This is a genomic window from Shewanella sp. SM74, assembly GCF_025653725.1.
GTDB classification, from domain to species: Bacteria; Pseudomonadota; Gammaproteobacteria; order Enterobacterales; family Shewanellaceae; genus Shewanella; species Shewanella oncorhynchi.
This window is the reverse complement of sequence record NZ_JAKKRZ010000012.1, coordinates 139,988-154,119: the sequence shown is the minus strand read 5'-3', so window position 1 is coordinate 154,119 and position 14,132 is coordinate 139,988. Positions and strand designations below refer to the sequence as shown.

At 46.0% G+C, this 14,132-nt stretch carries 14 protein-coding genes; 10 read left to right on the top strand and 4 right to left on the bottom strand.

Features of this window, described 5'->3' with window-relative positions:
• Window positions 1-618 (bottom strand): SixA phosphatase family protein, encoded by a 618-nt coding sequence (locus L5M49_RS14050; protein ID WP_263266302.1) that lies wholly within the window; start codon window positions 616-618, stop codon window positions 1-3.
• A gap of 226 nt (window positions 619-844) precedes the next feature.
• Here L5M49_RS14050 and L5M49_RS14045 point away from each other — a divergent pair, with 226 nt between their 5' ends.
• The 3 genes from L5M49_RS14045 (at window position 845) to L5M49_RS14035 (ending at window position 3,034) form a co-directional block, all read left to right on the top strand.
• Complete coding sequence (locus tag L5M49_RS14045; protein ID WP_105250221.1) at window positions 845-1,471, top strand: DUF5610 domain-containing protein; 627 nt, start codon at window positions 845-847, stop codon at window positions 1,469-1,471.
• Window positions 1,472-1,595: 124 nt separating this feature from the next.
• Complete coding sequence (locus L5M49_RS14040; RefSeq protein ID WP_105250220.1) at window positions 1,596-2,345, top strand: ferredoxin--NADP reductase; 750 nt, start codon at window positions 1,596-1,598, stop codon at window positions 2,343-2,345.
• Window positions 2,346-2,437: 92 nt separating this feature from the next.
• A complete protein-coding gene (locus L5M49_RS14035) occupies window positions 2,438-3,034 on the top strand; it encodes a glutathione S-transferase N-terminal domain-containing protein (protein ID WP_131525196.1) in 597 nt (198 codons plus the stop codon).
• Window positions 3,035-3,048: 14 nt separating this feature from the next.
• Here the strand turns inward: L5M49_RS14035 and L5M49_RS14030 are convergent, their stop codons facing one another.
• Window positions 3,049-3,450, bottom strand: coding sequence for a hypothetical protein (locus L5M49_RS14030; RefSeq protein WP_219250431.1), 402 nt, complete (start codon window positions 3,448-3,450; stop codon window positions 3,049-3,051).
• A 220-nt stretch (window positions 3,451-3,670) separates the two neighbouring features.
• Between L5M49_RS14030 and L5M49_RS14025 the strand changes: the two genes are divergently transcribed.
• The 5 genes from L5M49_RS14025 to L5M49_RS14005 all read left to right on the top strand — a co-directional run bounded on the left by L5M49_RS14025 (window position 3,671) and on the right by L5M49_RS14005 (window position 10,507).
• On the top strand, window positions 3,671-4,678 hold the full coding sequence (locus L5M49_RS14025; protein ID WP_263266301.1) for a Fe(3+) ABC transporter substrate-binding protein: 1,008 nt from the start codon (window positions 3,671-3,673) through the stop codon (window positions 4,676-4,678).
• 76 nt (window positions 4,679-4,754) lie between these two features.
• Window positions 4,755-6,386 carry an ABC transporter permease gene (locus L5M49_RS14020; RefSeq protein ID WP_263266300.1) on the top strand — a complete coding sequence of 544 codons (1,632 nt, stop codon included), beginning with the start codon at window positions 4,755-4,757 and terminating at the stop codon, window positions 6,384-6,386.
• On the top strand, window positions 6,386-7,465 hold the full coding sequence (locus tag L5M49_RS14015; RefSeq protein WP_028759403.1) for an ABC transporter ATP-binding protein: 1,080 nt from the start codon (window positions 6,386-6,388) through the stop codon (window positions 7,463-7,465). The genes L5M49_RS14020 and L5M49_RS14015 overlap by 1 nt, the downstream gene beginning before the upstream one ends.
• Before the next feature lie 145 nt (window positions 7,466-7,610).
• Window positions 7,611-9,323 carry a gamma-glutamyltransferase gene (ggt, locus tag L5M49_RS14010; protein ID WP_263266299.1) on the top strand — a complete coding sequence of 571 codons (1,713 nt, stop codon included), beginning with the start codon at window positions 7,611-7,613 and terminating at the stop codon, window positions 9,321-9,323.
• A 248-nt stretch (window positions 9,324-9,571) separates the two neighbouring features.
• Complete coding sequence (locus L5M49_RS14005) at window positions 9,572-10,507, top strand: Dyp-type peroxidase (RefSeq protein WP_113939098.1); 936 nt, start codon at window positions 9,572-9,574, stop codon at window positions 10,505-10,507.
• 73 nt (window positions 10,508-10,580) lie between these two features.
• Here the strand turns inward: L5M49_RS14005 and L5M49_RS14000 are convergent, their stop codons facing one another.
• The gene (locus tag L5M49_RS14000; protein WP_263266298.1) at window positions 10,581-11,483 is read right to left on the bottom strand and encodes a LysR family transcriptional regulator; all 903 of its coding nucleotides are present in this window, start codon (window positions 11,481-11,483) and stop codon (window positions 10,581-10,583) included.
• A gap of 106 nt (window positions 11,484-11,589) precedes the next feature.
• Here L5M49_RS14000 and L5M49_RS13995 point away from each other — a divergent pair, with 106 nt between their 5' ends.
• Window positions 11,590-12,222, top strand: a complete 633-nt coding sequence (locus L5M49_RS13995; protein ID WP_263266297.1) for an NAD(P)-dependent oxidoreductase — start codon at window positions 11,590-11,592, stop codon at window positions 12,220-12,222.
• A gap of 147 nt (window positions 12,223-12,369) precedes the next feature.
• Here L5M49_RS13995 and argR read toward each other — a convergent pair whose 3' ends face one another.
• Window positions 12,370-12,840, bottom strand: coding sequence for a transcriptional regulator ArgR (argR, locus tag L5M49_RS13990; RefSeq protein ID WP_006080175.1), 471 nt, complete (start codon window positions 12,838-12,840; stop codon window positions 12,370-12,372).
• Window positions 12,841-13,134: 294 nt separating this feature from the next.
• On the opposite strand from argR, the gene mdh reads away from it, so the two are divergent.
• The gene (mdh, locus tag L5M49_RS13985) at window positions 13,135-14,070 is read left to right on the top strand and encodes a malate dehydrogenase (protein WP_105250210.1); all 936 of its coding nucleotides are present in this window, start codon (window positions 13,135-13,137) and stop codon (window positions 14,068-14,070) included.
• Window positions 14,071-14,132: the final 62 nt, after the last annotated feature.

The window sequence follows — 14,132 nt, the reverse complement described above, 5'->3', positions numbered from 1 at the left end:
TTATTCTTGTCCGTAACGGGTGGCGATCAAGCTCGCAGGTTGGTCATCATTAAGAGAGAGTAAAAACAGCTGGCTATAGTCATCTTCACTGATCGCTTGGATCTCTGGTCCGCCAAGGGCTTTAATGATCAGTGGGACAGTGTTTGAATGCCCAACGATGAGTGTATTGCCCTTTACAGCATGCACTTGTTCAACAATGTGTTGGATATGTCCTTCGATAGGTTTGGCTGCTTCTACTATCGTCACAGGTAAATGGCGATCCTCGGCGATGGGCGCGAGTGTTTGTTGGGTTCTTAGGTATTGAGTCGCAATAAGTTGCGAAAGCGGCGTGCGGCTCAAGGCAGTGATCAGTGATGCTGCGCGTATTTCTCCCTTGGGTGATAACTGCGGGTTATTGGCTGGCGTGTCGGCTTTTTCCGCATGTCTGACTAAAATAATTAGTCTGCTTTCAGCATGAGCTTGGCTAATGGGAGTAAAGCCGAGGCAAGTGAATATGACGAGGCTTGTTAGCAGGCTAAAGCGTTTTATATTGATACCCAGATTATGCTTAAAATAGTGCTTAAGGATTAGTGTAAACCCGTGAAAGCGGAAATGACTCAAACTGCGGCCTGCTGCCATGGTGTAACATCCTTTTCTATTGGCTTATGTCTAAGCTCAGCGATAGTAATGATCTGCATTGCGGTGGGTTGGCGCTTTATGCACCTTATTTAAGAATGAACCCACTTAATTTATGTGGGCCTTATCATGGCCTTGTGGTCAGATGGTACTTCAATTCTAAAAATTACTAAAGCTGGTTAAATTTTGGTCGATAATTAAGTCGACCCGAATTGAATGGATAGTCATCATGGAAATCAATAAACCCCCTCAAGTGCAAAGTACCCCTTTGCCACAGAAAAAATATGCTGAAAACGCGGCGTCTAAGGGCACCGAAGTGAGTGATTCGAAGGACGCGAAAGCCACAGAAGTAACCTCGAAGCAAACCGCGCAGCAAACGAGCAAGCAGCTGATGAATCAAGCGATTTTATCGGCACAGCAAGATGTGAATATCAAGTCAGGCGATCAGTCTATGGCCTTGCTTTATCGCGCAGCGATAGAGTCGATTAATAAAGAATTAGCGCCCACTATGGGCGAGAACGCGATTCAGACGGCTTACGATAATGGCGTAGATACTTCTCCAGAAGCGACTGCAGATCGTATCGTGAGTTTTGCGACGCAGTTTTTTAGCATTCACCAACAACAAAATTCGGGAATGAGTCTAAGTGATCAACTCGATAGCTTTATGGGGATTATTGGCGGTGCTATCGACAATGGCTTTAAAGAGGCTAAAGATATTCTGTCCGGCCTTAAAGTATTGCAGGGTGATATTGCCGATGGTGTCGATAAAACCTACAGCTTAGTGCAAGAGGGGCTGCAAGCCTTTAGAGATAGCTTTAACAAGAAGACTGATGAGACAGTATCGAGTCCGAGTTAATACCTCAGTATTTTCAGTTCTATATTCAGCGTTATAGTCATAAGCCCCTTATATAAGGGGTTTTTGTTGTGCAGAAAAAAGTCTATGCTGGAAGCCTATTTAACGTTTCGCTTGAGGGCAAGTTATGTGGATTAGGGGACAAGTGATAGAACGTATTGATTGGAGTGATAAGTTATTCTCATTGCGCATTGCTGCCGAGTTAGCTCCATTTATTCCTGGTCAGTTTATCAAGTTAAGTCAAATGCAAGATGATAAGCGTGTGGCTAGAGCCTACTCCTTAGTAAATTCTCCCGATAAACCCTATGCCGAGGTGCTCGCCGTTGCAGTAGAGGATGGCCTGTTATCGCCTCAATTACACAACCTTGCAATAGGCGATGAAATTGAAATTACCTCAACCGCGACCGGTTTTATGACCTTAGCTGAAATTCCTAAGGGTGAACTCCAAGGGAAGCATTTGTGGTTTTTAGCCACAGGAACAGCAGTAGGGCCATTTTTGTCTATGCTCGACACCGATGAACCTTGGGAGCGTTTTGAAAAAGTCGTGCTTGTGTATGGCGTGCGCGAGGCACAGGATTTGGCATATCTTGATAAGCTGCGTAATTTAGAACGCAAATACCCTGAACAATTTACATTAGTCTTGAGTGTGACCCGTAAACCCTTTGCCGATGCTTTGCAGTGCCGCATTCCCGAGGGAATAGTCTCGGGTGAAATCGAAAAAAAGGCAGGATTAACCTTAAACGCAGCTGACTCTCAAGTTATGATCTGCGGCAATCCGGGTATGATTAATGGTGCGCAAGCCGCTTTACTCGATAAAGGGTTAGTGAAGAATTTACGCCGTGCTCCTGGGCAAATTACCGTTGAAAAATACTGGTAATCTCAATTTTACATAGAAGGCGAGAGTAAACTTGTTGCCGTTCTTGCCCCTAAAAAGCCATAGCGTTTAATGCAAACAAAAGGAAATTTTTGATGAAGTTGTTAAGTTCTCAAGCTTCGCCCTATGCCCGTTGTGTAAGAGCCTTAATCCAGTATCTAGGGATTAACAATATTGAAGAGCAGTTAGTTAATCCCTTTGAAAACAGCGCAGAATTACTCGATGCTAACCCGTTAGGACAGATCCCGTGTCTTATTACCAACGATGGTGTAGCACTATTCGATAGTGAAGTGATCATGCGTTACCTAGATGCAGAGCTTGGCGATCGTAAGATGTTTGGGATCTCAAATAATAACTGGGTGCTGGAGTGTCAGTATTCTTTAGTCAAAGGCTTAATCGATAGCGCGGTGAAATTACGCCAAGAGCAAATGCGTGAAGAAGAAGGCGTGAGATCAGTATTTTGGACTGCACGTTTTGAACAAGCACTGCTGCGCGGCCTTATGCAGATTGAGCTTCAAACTGTGATCACCCAAACCACGATTCAAGCACCGCAATTAGCCTTGATTTGCTTACTCGATTATGTGGATTTTAGACATCCAGAGCTAGATTGGCGTAAGGTTGCACCTGCGACAGCACTTTGGTTCAGTGAAATGCGTGATTTACCTGCATTTATTCAAACTCGTCCCCAATAATCCGCAGAGGATGCTCAACCGTCGGTTGCGCGTCTTCCTTTTGGCCTATCACGGCGATTTTGTTCACCAAAAGCGCCGAATAATTCACGAGTAACCCCATATTCTACTCTGCGATCATTGCCTAGTTGGCGCCTGTCTTCATGGTGTTGATAGCGGCATTGGCAGTTTGCCATAGTGCATTCTTCCATCGGAATTTCGGGCGCATCTTTCGATAAAAATCGTTTTCCAGAAAGCGCTTCAATCTGCACACAGCAACTGCCGTTATTCACTATGCTCACACTGTGAAAACTGTGAGTCTTATTAATACTGGGATCTGCAGCTTGAGAAGAGTGTTTATGTCTTTTGGGACTAGTATTGAGTTTGAATAAGCCAAATAGCGCAATTGCGGCTACGCCTAGTAGCAAAACAGTTAACATAACGCCTCCTGAAAGCATTTTAATCAAATTAAGGTTCAGTTTAGTTTGATTTGAGATAATCTCAAATTTTCAGATTAATACCATTAAAAACATAAAGTTAATTAGCTGCTTGCTCTCAAGTTCTGTATCTATTACTCTTGCGAAACTGATAAGCATTATCATTAATGCGTTAGTGTTCAAATTTTACTGAACACGTCATCACTTTGGGGAGAATTCGGTAATGAAATGGGTAACTTGCGCGGCTGTTGTTGGGTTAATGTCGGTTGGGCATTCAGCGAATGCAGATGATAAATTAACCGTTTATTCTTATCGTCAAGCTTTCTTGGTGGAGCCTATCCTGACGCGTTTCACCGAAGAAACTGGCATAGGTGTGAATTTGGTATTTGCTAAAGACGGTATTGCCGAGCGTCTCGTCCGTGAAGGCCGTTTATCCCCAGCGGATCTTGTGCTGACGTCTGATTTTTCACGTTTAGTTGAATTAGTGGATAAAGATCTAACCTCTCCAGTCAAAAATCCCCTGCTAGAGAGCAATATTCCTGCGCAGTATCGCGATCCCGACGGCCAGTGGTATGCCCTGACTATGCGGGTGCGAAATCTCTATACAGCCAAGGATCGTTTAGGCCAGCAACCATTGACCTATGAAGAATTAGCCGATCCCAAATATAAAGGAAAGATTTGTACTCGCAGTGGTAAGCATCCATACAACATAGCGTTAGTCGCATCTATGATTGCTCATCACGGTGAAGCTGAGGCAAAAACTTGGTTACAAGGCGTGAAAACTAATTTAGCCCGCAAACCTCAGGGGAACGACAGGGGGCAAATTGCCGCAGTAAAAGAAGGTGTGTGTGAGATCGCCATTGGTAATAGCTACTATTACGGCAATATGTTGCAGGATCCTGAGCAAAAGGCGATCGCCGAAGCTGTGACGCTCAACTTCCCGAACCAAGCTGACCGCGGTGCCCATGTGAATGTGTCTGGTATGGTACTAACTCGCCATGCGCCTAATAAAGCCAATGCGATCAAATTGATGGAGTTCTTATCCGCCGATGTGGCTCAGAAGGCCTATGCTGATGTGAATATGGAATATCCAGTGAAAGCCGATGTGGCACCTTCATCTTTAGTGGCTTCATGGGGTAAGTTTAAGTCAGATCAATTGCCCATTTTTAAGTTGGCAGAATATCACCAAGCGGCGGTTAAGTTATTAGATGAAGTGCAGTTTGATCTCTAGCTCCAGTGCTAGCGACAAAATGCAGATTTAGGTTATCAGCGCCAGTGATTGGCGCTGTGACGTTTTAAGGATTGACATGATTTTAGGATTAGCCAGAAGCTGGTCGCTTGCTGGTTATGCCGTGGCCGCCTTGCTGGTATTGCCACTATTTGCGTTGATATTTCAAGCTTTTCAGCCTGACGAAGCCGTGTTTGGGCACTTGATGGCAACGGTTCTGCCGACATATATCATTAATAGTTTATTGCTGATTTTCTGGGTGAGTCTGGGGGCGTTATTACTCGCGTTACCTTGCGCTTGGTTGATGGCTCGTTGTGACTTTGTAGGCAGGCGATATTTGCAATGGGCGCTATTATTGCCCCTCGCTATGCCTGCGTATATTGTTGCCTACGTCTATACCGATTTACTCGATTATGCGGGACCAGTGCAGCGCGGTCTTCGTTCGATATTTGGTTGGGATTCACCGCAGGATTATTTCTTCCCCGATATTCGTACCTTAGGCGGCGCGGCGTGTATGTTGTCGCTGGTATTGTTTCCCTATATTTATCTCTTGGCGCGTACCGCTTTTATGGAGCAATCCTTAAGTTTGGCGCATGCTTCGCGCATTATGGGCTGTTCACCGTGGCAAAGTTTTTGGCGTTTATCTTTGCCTATGGCAAGGCCTGCGCTCGCCGTTGGGGTGGCTTTAGTGGCGATGGAGACGGCCGCTGATTTTGCAACGGTTAACTATTTTGCCGTGCCCACCTTAACGACAGCCGTGTATGACACTTGGTTGGGTTATGGCAATTTGACCGCCGCCGCTAAGTTATCGGCGATTATCTTGCTGGTGGTATTTAGTCTGATTGGATTTGAGCGTTTTGCCCGTCGTAAACAGCAGTTATTCCAAAAACAATCACGTATACAAGCCACTGACTTGTATCTACTCTCGATGACTCAAACCTTGGTCGCACTCAGCTTTTGCGGCATGCTATTGCTATTAGCCTTTCTGTTACCTTTCGGGATTTTATTATCCTATGCGATTGGTTACTTTGAACAAAGCTGGGATAAGAGTTTTTGGCAATTGAGTCTTAACAGCCTCAGTCTTGCGCTGATCACCAGTTTACTCTGTTGCTTAATCGCCTTACTGCTTATGTTCGTTCGCCGGATAAGCCCAAGACAGAGTGATGCTTTGCCCTCACGGTTAGCTTCGACGGGCTATGCCTTACCAGGCACTGTGCTGGCTATTGGGGTATTAGTGCCTTTAACTATGTTAGATTTTGCGATTAACGATCTGGCGGATCTTGTCGGCATAGCAGGCCCTGGTCTTATCCTGACAGGCAGTGTGATGGCATTGATTTTTGCTTTTTGTGTGCGTTTCGTGGCAATAGCGATTGGCAGTGTTGAAAGCAGTTATAAACGCATCTCGCCATCGCTAGACATGGTGAGCCTGACCATGGGGCAAACTCCTAGGCAACTTTTGCGGCGGGTGCATTTGCCTTTACTTGCCAAGGGATTGTTTGCGGGCGCTTTATTGGTGTTTATCGAAAGCATGAAGGAACTGCCCGCTGCGTTATTGCTGCGGCCTATCGGCTTTGAGAATCTTGCAACTTATGTATTCCAGTTTGCGTCCGATGAAAAACTCGAGCACGGCGCATTAGCTGCTATTGTGATTGTACTGGTGGGTTTAGTGCCGCTTATTTATTTAAACCGTTCATTGGAGCATCACAGCTGATGACAAGTACGCTCAAGCTTAAGCAAATTCATAGCGATTATCAGGGCCAGCAAGTACTTAAAGGTTTGAGTTTAACGCTCGCTCAAGGGGAAATCCTGGCGTTGTTAGGCCCAAGCGGTTGTGGCAAGACGACCTTATTACGTGCGGTTGCTGGATTACAGGCCATAAGCCAAGGTGAAATCCAGATTAATGGCCGCATAGTGAGTGGCGATAGCCAGTTTGTACCTAGCGAGCAGCGCGGCATCGGCATGATTTTTCAAGACTATGCGCTTTTCCCTCATTTGACTGTGGCGGAAAATATCCTCTTTGGGGTGGCTAGATTGTCGGGCGCAGAACGTCAGGCACGTTTGGATGAAATGCTAGCCTTGGTCAAACTTGAAGGGTTGGCACAGCGTTATCCCCATGAATTATCTGGCGGTCAGCAGCAGCGAGTTTCGATTGCGCGGGCACTTGCCTATGAGCCGCAGTTATTGCTGCTCGATGAGCCTTTTTCCAATATTGATGCCCAAGTGCGCTACGAGATGATGGCGGAAATTCGCAGCATCTTAAAACAGCGTAATGTCAGCGCGGTGTTTGTTACTCATAGCAAGGATGAAGCCTTTGTATTTGCAGATACTTTAGCCATCTTTAATCAAGGCATCATAGTGCAGCATGGTAGTGCCGAAGCCTTATATGCCGCCCCAAACAGCCGCTATGTGGCGGACTTTTTAGGTAGCGGTAATTACTTACCTGCAGCAGTGTTTGATGGGCACAGTGTTGTCACTCCCATAGGTCATTTAACGAGCCTCACGCCATTAAATTTGCCGAGCGAGTTCAGCGGAACAGTATTCTTGCGACCACAGCAATTGACGCTCAGCGCAGATGAACAGGGCGTTGGTACTATCACTGAGCGACGTTTCTTAGGCGCCTTTTGTCATTATTGGGTCAAAATTGAGGCCGCTTCCCATGCTTATTATGTGGAGGTGCGTAGCCAAATGATGCAGCTAAGTATCGGTCAAAAGGTTGGGGTAACGACAGAGCCGCATTCGCTTGTGCTGTTTGAATCTTCAGCATATTCAAACTGTGGGGACCCAATCTAAGCGATGAGTATTTATTCAATGCTGATATAGCATAGCCAACTAAAGTACGACATTTTTGCTTACGTTTAACTTGGGTCTATGCGGTATTGGTTGGTGATATTTTCGACCATCCTTGCTACTTTTATCCTCCGGTTTTGGAGGAATTATGATAAAAACAATAAATTCAATTTGCACCCTCGTTATTGTAGCAACGGCAATATCGTCTTCAGGAGTGATGGCCATGGATAGGATCACAGGTAAAGCCTTCGCAACGCGATCAGAAGTGTATGCAACCCAAGGGATGGCGGCGACCAGTCAGCCTTTAGCCACGCAAGTCGCTATTGATATACTCAAACAGGGCGGCAGTGCGGTCGATGCAGCGATTGCCGCTAACGCCATGTTAGGGTTAGTCGAGCCAACGGGCTCGGGTGTCGGCGGGGACTTATTTGCTATCGTTTGGAGCGCAAAAGATAAACGCCTCTATGGTCTAAATGCATCGGGGCGCAGTCCCAAATCCTTAAGTTTAGAAAAGCTTAAATCCCTCGGATTAGACTATTTACCGCCGCTTGGACCTTTGCCGGTTTCTGTACCGGGCACTGTGGACGGTTGGTATGAGCTGCATAATAAGTTTGGTAAATTAGCTATGGCTGATAACCTCGCGCCTGCCATTCATTACGCCCGTGATGGTTTCCCTGTGTCAGAGTTGATTGCCTATTACCTTGATGGTAGTGGTAAAAAACTGGCTAAATTCCCCGGTTTTAAAGAAACCTATATGCCTAATGGTAAGATGCCTGCCGTAGGGGAAATCTTTAAAAATCCCGCGCTTGCTAACACCTATGAGAAAATTGCCAAGGGCGGCCGAGATGCTTTCTATAAAGGTGATATTGCCAAAAGTATCGATAAGTACATGAAATCCCAAGGTGGTTATTTAAGTTATGATGACTTAGCGAGCCATACTAGCGACTGGATAGATCCCGTTTCGGTGAACTACCGTGGTTACGATGTGTGGGAACTGCCACCTAATGGTCAAGGCATTGCGGCGCTACAAATCTTAAAAACTATGGAGCCCTTTAATGTGGCTGCCATGGGCTTTAATAGTCCTGAATATGTTCATTTATTTGTCGAAGCAAAGAAACTCGCCTTTGCCGACAGAGCTAAGTTTTATGCCGACATGGCCTTTAATAAAGTGCCCGTTACCGAGCTTATCTCACAGAAATATAACTATGATCGCGCTAAGTTGATTGACCTTACAAAAGCAGCCAAGAGTGTCGATGCGGGTAATCCAGCGTTGCAACATGGCGATACTGTGTACCTGACTACCGCCGACAAAGATGGCAACATGGTGTCACTCATTCAGAGTAATTACCGTGGTATGGGGTCAGGGATGACACCGCCGGATCTCGGCTTTGTGCTGCAAGACCGCGGGCAAATGTTTGATTTAACGGAAGGGCGTTTTAATACCTACGCACCGGGCAAGCGTCCATTCCATACCATTATTCCGGCTTTTGTGACCAAAGACGGTAAACCTTGGCTGAGCTTTGGGGTGATGGGCGGCGCGACTCAGCCACAAATGCACGCGCAGATTGTAATGAATCTGATTGATTTTAAAATGAACTTGCAAGAAGCGGGCGATGCCCCCAGAATTTTGCATATGGGTTCAACCGAGCCCACAGGCGAAGTGATGAAGGATGGTGGCTACGTCAGTCTGGAATCAGGTTTTCCGGTAGAAACCCGTCGTGAGTTGATTAAGAAAGGCCATGTGCTACGTGATGGACTTGGGGAGTTTGGTGGCTATCAAGCCATTGGATTCAATGCCGAAACCGGCGTATATCGTGCGGCCTCTGAGAGTCGCAAGGATGGTCACGCCGCAGGTTATTAACACTAAGATAAATGCTAAGTTAAGCTCAACACTGAGTGAACCTGACGTCATTGATTCGATTTAACAGATTGGCGAGACTTTAATGGTCTCGTCAATTTTTATGTTTAAGGGTCTGGGGTAGGATAATGCTCCGCTATTGGCATTATCATAAACAGATCAGAGCAAACTGTGCGTTAGTTAATGTCATTTTTAGGTAAAGTTGCGGATAATATTGCCGAAAATGAATTTAGAAAAAGGGTGATAACCAAATGGATATTCAAAATATGCCGCGTGAACAGTTGGGTGTGTGTGCTGAGGGGAACTTACACAGTGTCTATTTGATGTTTAATGCCAATGACAATGTCGAGTCGCAATTACGTCCCTGTCTTGCCAACGTTGCGCAGTATATTTATGAGCTGACAGATCAATATTCCGACAGTGCATTCAATGGTTTTGTTGGTATTGGTGCTAATTATTGGGATAGCCTCTATCCTACTGCTCGCCCAGAACTGCTTAAACCTTTCCCTGCGATGCAAGTGGGCAGTCGTGAAGCACCTGCAATTGAATATGATTTATTCGTGCATATTCGCAGTGATCGTTACGATATTCTGCATTTAGTGGCTAATGAAATCAGCCAAATGTTTGAAGATTTAGTGGAGTTAGTTGAAGAAGAGCGTGGCTTTAGATTTATGGATAGCCGTGATTTGACTGGTTTTGTCGATGGCACCGAAAACCCTAAGGGGCGCCACCGCCAGGAAGTGGCACTTGTGGGTGATGAGGATCCTGAGTTTAAGGGTGGCAGTTATATTCATGTGCAAAAATATGCCCATAACTTAAGTAAGTGGCATAGGTTACCAGTTAAAAAACAAGAAGATATTATCGGCCGTACTAAGCAAGATAATATCGAGTATGAATCTGAAGATAAGCCACTGACCAGCCATATCAAGCGCGTTAATCTTAAAGATGCCGATGGTAAGTCAATGGAGATCCTGCGTCAGAGTATGCCCTATGGTTCGCTGAAGGAGCAGGGATTAATGTTTATCTCTAACTGCCGCACGCCAGAACATTTTGAAAAGATGCTGCATAGCATGATGTTTGGTGATGGCGAAGGCAATCATGATCACTTGATGCATTTTACTAAGGCGATGACAGGTTCATCTTTCTTTGCCCCCGCACTGGATTTTATGCTGCAGTTCGACGAATAAGCTTTCTATAATCAAGCCGAATTAGCATCAATCGAGACGCACTTAAGCTAACGCCTAAGTGCGTTTTTTTATGCTAATGCGCGGGAACCCATTTTTTGATATCGAGCTGCCATTGCAGGGCGGTGAAATCGATAAAGGCGCGCACTAGATTTTGCTGATAACTGCGGGACAAATATACCGCCCACAGGGTTTGGCCTGGTGTCGTAAATTCGGGTAAGACTTCTTTGAGCTGACCACTGGCAAGGTATTGGTTAGCCAAGTCACAGGGTAAACGCACTATGCCATGTCCACGTAGCGCCGCACTGACCAACACTCCCATATCGTTAGCCCTAAGATTCCCTATAACTTTGACATGCTCGGCTTGCAGTTCTTTTAGAAAAGGCCAGTTTTGTTGCGCTGAGTGTATAAGGCAGTTGTGGGCCAGCAGATCAATGGGTTCGAGGAGTGGCGTTGCGCTATCAAGATAGCTCGGCGCCGCGCAAAGTACCGCATCTATGGTCATCAAACGCCGAGCTATGAGATTCTCATCGGGCTGCTCGGTATAACGTAGCGCCACGTCGACTCTTTCATCTACCAATTGCGCAAAACTGTCCGACATCACCAGTTGAATGTTGACCTTAGGATGAATTTTAATAAAGCGATCGACGACATCAAACAGACTGTGCTGCCCAAGGCCAATAGGCGTAGCGATACGAATACTGCCTACCAGTTCACTGTTATGGCTGTGGGCACGGCTCTCCATGGCCGCAACTTCACTTAAGATCCGCTGGCAAAATTGTAGCGCTTCCTCACCCTGCAAAGTCAAGCTGGCGCTGCGCGTGGTGCGGTGTAATAAGCGTAAACTCAACCACTGCTCCACTTCTTGAATATGACGGGAAACCTGCAGGCGGCTGAGGTCTAAATGTTCGGCAGCTTTGGTAAAGCTGCCACAGTTTGCGACTTCGACGAAACTGCGTATTGCGGCAATTTTATCCACATTAGTATCCTATATTGAAACAATCATGCTCAATTATTGATGTTTATTAGGTGAAAAACTGCAAGTAAACTGGATCCAATGTAAATCATCTGAGTGAGACAATGAAATGAAAATCGCAATTTTAGGTGCAACGGGTTGGATCGGTGGTGCAATTTTAAAAGAAGCACAGAGTCGCGGGCATCAAGTGATAGCGTTAGTGCGTGACCCAAGCAAGTTATCCGTGGCTGACGTGGCAATACGTGCCGTGGATTTAGAGCAGCCATTGGTCGCCGATACCTTTGCTGACGTAGATGTCGTGATTGCCGCCGTTGGTGGCCGCGCCCAACAAAATCATGGTCTAGTGGCGAGTACGGTTCAGCATTTACTGGATGTGCTGCCTAACGCTAACGTGCCACGTTTATTGTGGGTCGGTGGTGCTGGGAGTTTAGAAGTGGCGCCGGGTGTGACGCTGGTCTCTAGCCCAGATTTCCCCGCAGCATATAAAGATGAGGCGTTAGCTCAGGGTGAAGCCTTGAAGGTATTCCGTGCGGCGCAAACGGCAATCAATTGGACCTTTGTGAGCCCAGCCGCTGAGATTTATCCCGGTGAGAGTGAAAGCCCGTACCGTCTTGGTGGCGACAGTTTCTTTACCGATGCTAATGGTCAAAGCCGTATCTCTGTAACCGATTACGCAAAAGCCATGGTAGATGAAGCCGAAAAGGGCGCTCACCCAAACCAGCGCATCAGTGTGGCTTACTGATATCGTTATAGTTGAGTTAGATATTATGAGTTAGATATTGTGCTGGAATGTGTAACGTAATCGGGACAATGGCCAAATAACCAGCGCGGTATTGCACTTCAAAATGTACAGGTAAAATAGAACAGGTCAGCTCACTGACCTGTTTTTTTATTCTGCATAATTGAATAAAGATTTGATGGTTTCTAAGGTATCGGCGATATCTTGGATGCTCGATGGGCAAATAAAGATAGTGTCATCACCGGCAATCGTACCCAAAATGCCTTCTGGTTTACCGATAGAATCCAACAAGCGGGCAATCAGCTGCGCGGCACCTGGGCTAGTTCGCACGACGATCATAGCTTGGTTGTGATCGACGTCGAGTACCAAATTCTTCAGTGGGCTACCCGCGGTGGGTACGCCTAATTCGGCTGGTAAGCAATACACCATCTCTTGCTTAGCGTTGCGAGTCCGCACTGCGCCGAACTTGCTGAGCATGCGTGACACTTTCGATTGGTTAATATTACCAAAGCCTTCAGCTTGCAAGGCGGTGACGATTTCACTCTGAGAGCCAAAGCGCTCTTCTTTTAAAATCGACTTAAAAATTCTAACAAGGTCATCCTGATTCTTGGTCGTTTGCATAATATTATTATTCGTTATTCAAAAAAACAGGCCCATTTTGAATATTTTTAGAAAAATTGTCAACAAATAACCAGATTGGTTGAATAAAAATTCACTAAGCCCCAGTGGTTAAGCGTTTGTAGGGGGCGTAAAAATCCCAATTTGAGTAATTGTTCTACATTGCTTCTACGTTATCCAGGAATTCTTTTGTCCCACGACTAAGGGATAATTGAAATTGTTGTGACATTCCAGTAATGTGACGCCAACGCAAATTAGATCCATGTCACACATATCCGAGAAATAACGGAGATAACTATGAAAGTTGCTGTACTTGGTGCTGCTGGTGGTATCGGCCAGGCTCTTGCCCTACTGTTAAAAACTCAATTGCCTGCGGGTTCACAATTGTCTCTATATGATATCGCACCGGTAACTCCGGGTGTTGCGGTTGACTTGAGCCACATTCCAACTGCTGTTGAAATCAAAGGTTTTGCTGGTGAAGATCCAACGCCTGCCCTAGTGGGTGCTGACGTTGTTCTAATTTCTGCTGGTGTTGCGCGTAAGCCTGGTATGGATCGTTCTGATCTGTTCAATATCAATGCGGGTATCGTTCGCAACCTGATCGAAAAAGTAGCGGCAACTTGCCCTACGGCTTTGGTTGGCATTATCACTAACCCAGTCAACACGACTGTGGCTATCGCTGCAGAAGTGATGAAAAAAGCGGGTGTTTACGATAAAAACCGTTTGTTCGGTATCACGACTCTAGACGTGATCCGTTCTGAAACTTTCATCGCCGAATTAAAAGGCCTGAACGTTGCTGACGTTAAAGTCAATGTGATCGGCGGCCACAGCGGCGTGACCATTCTGCCATTACTGTCTCAAGTTGAAGGCGCGACTTTCACTGACGAAGAAGTGGCAAGTCTGACGACTCGCATCCAAAACGCGGGTACAGAAGTGGTTGAAGCTAAAGCCGGTGGCGGAAGCGCGACTCTGTCTATGGGTCAAGCGGCTTGCCGTTTCGGTCTGTCTCTGGTTCGTGGTCTGCAAGGCGAAGCTAACATCGTTGAATGCGCCTATGTTGACGGCGGCAGCGAGCATGCTGAATTCTTCGCACAACCTGTGCTGTTAGGCAAAAACGGTATTGAAAAAGTACTGCCTTACGGTGAAGTGAGTGCATTCGAAGCTAACGCTCGTGATTCTATGTTAGATACGCTGAAAGGCGATATCAAACTAGGCGTTGATTTCGTTAAATAATCTTTCGGATAATCTTTTTAGATTATGACGAATTAAAAACGGAGCCATTGAGCTCCGTTTTT

Bases quoted from the DNA above. Each gene is read 5' to 3' on its own strand.
- L5M49_RS13995 (WP_263266297.1), top strand. From the start codon at position 11,590: ATGAAAATCGCAATTTTAGGTGCAACGGGTTGGATCGGTGGTGCAATT.
- ggt (WP_263266299.1), top strand. From the start codon at position 7,611: ATGATAAAAACAATAAATTCAATTTGCACCCTCGTTATTGTAGCAACG.
- L5M49_RS14040 (WP_105250220.1), top strand. From the start codon at position 1,596: ATGTGGATTAGGGGACAAGTGATAGAACGTATTGATTGGAGTGATAAG.
- L5M49_RS14035 (WP_131525196.1), top strand. From the start codon at position 2,438: ATGAAGTTGTTAAGTTCTCAAGCTTCGCCCTATGCCCGTTGTGTAAGA.
- L5M49_RS14020 (WP_263266300.1), top strand. From the start codon at position 4,755: ATGATTTTAGGATTAGCCAGAAGCTGGTCGCTTGCTGGTTATGCCGTG.
- argR (WP_006080175.1), bottom strand. From the start codon at position 12,840: ATGCAAACGACCAAGAATCAGGATGACCTTGTTAGAATTTTTAAGTCG.
- L5M49_RS14005 (WP_113939098.1), top strand. From the start codon at position 9,572: ATGGATATTCAAAATATGCCGCGTGAACAGTTGGGTGTGTGTGCTGAG.
- L5M49_RS14030 (WP_219250431.1), bottom strand. From the start codon at position 3,450: ATGTTAACTGTTTTGCTACTAGGCGTAGCCGCAATTGCGCTATTTGGC.
- mdh (WP_105250210.1), top strand. From the start codon at position 13,135: ATGAAAGTTGCTGTACTTGGTGCTGCTGGTGGTATCGGCCAGGCTCTT.
- L5M49_RS14025 (WP_263266301.1), top strand. From the start codon at position 3,671: ATGAAATGGGTAACTTGCGCGGCTGTTGTTGGGTTAATGTCGGTTGGG.
- L5M49_RS14045 (WP_105250221.1), top strand. From the start codon at position 845: ATGGAAATCAATAAACCCCCTCAAGTGCAAAGTACCCCTTTGCCACAG.
- L5M49_RS14050 (WP_263266302.1), bottom strand. From the start codon at position 618: ATGGCAGCAGGCCGCAGTTTGAGTCATTTCCGCTTTCACGGGTTTACA.
- L5M49_RS14015 (WP_028759403.1), top strand. From the start codon at position 6,386: ATGACAAGTACGCTCAAGCTTAAGCAAATTCATAGCGATTATCAGGGC.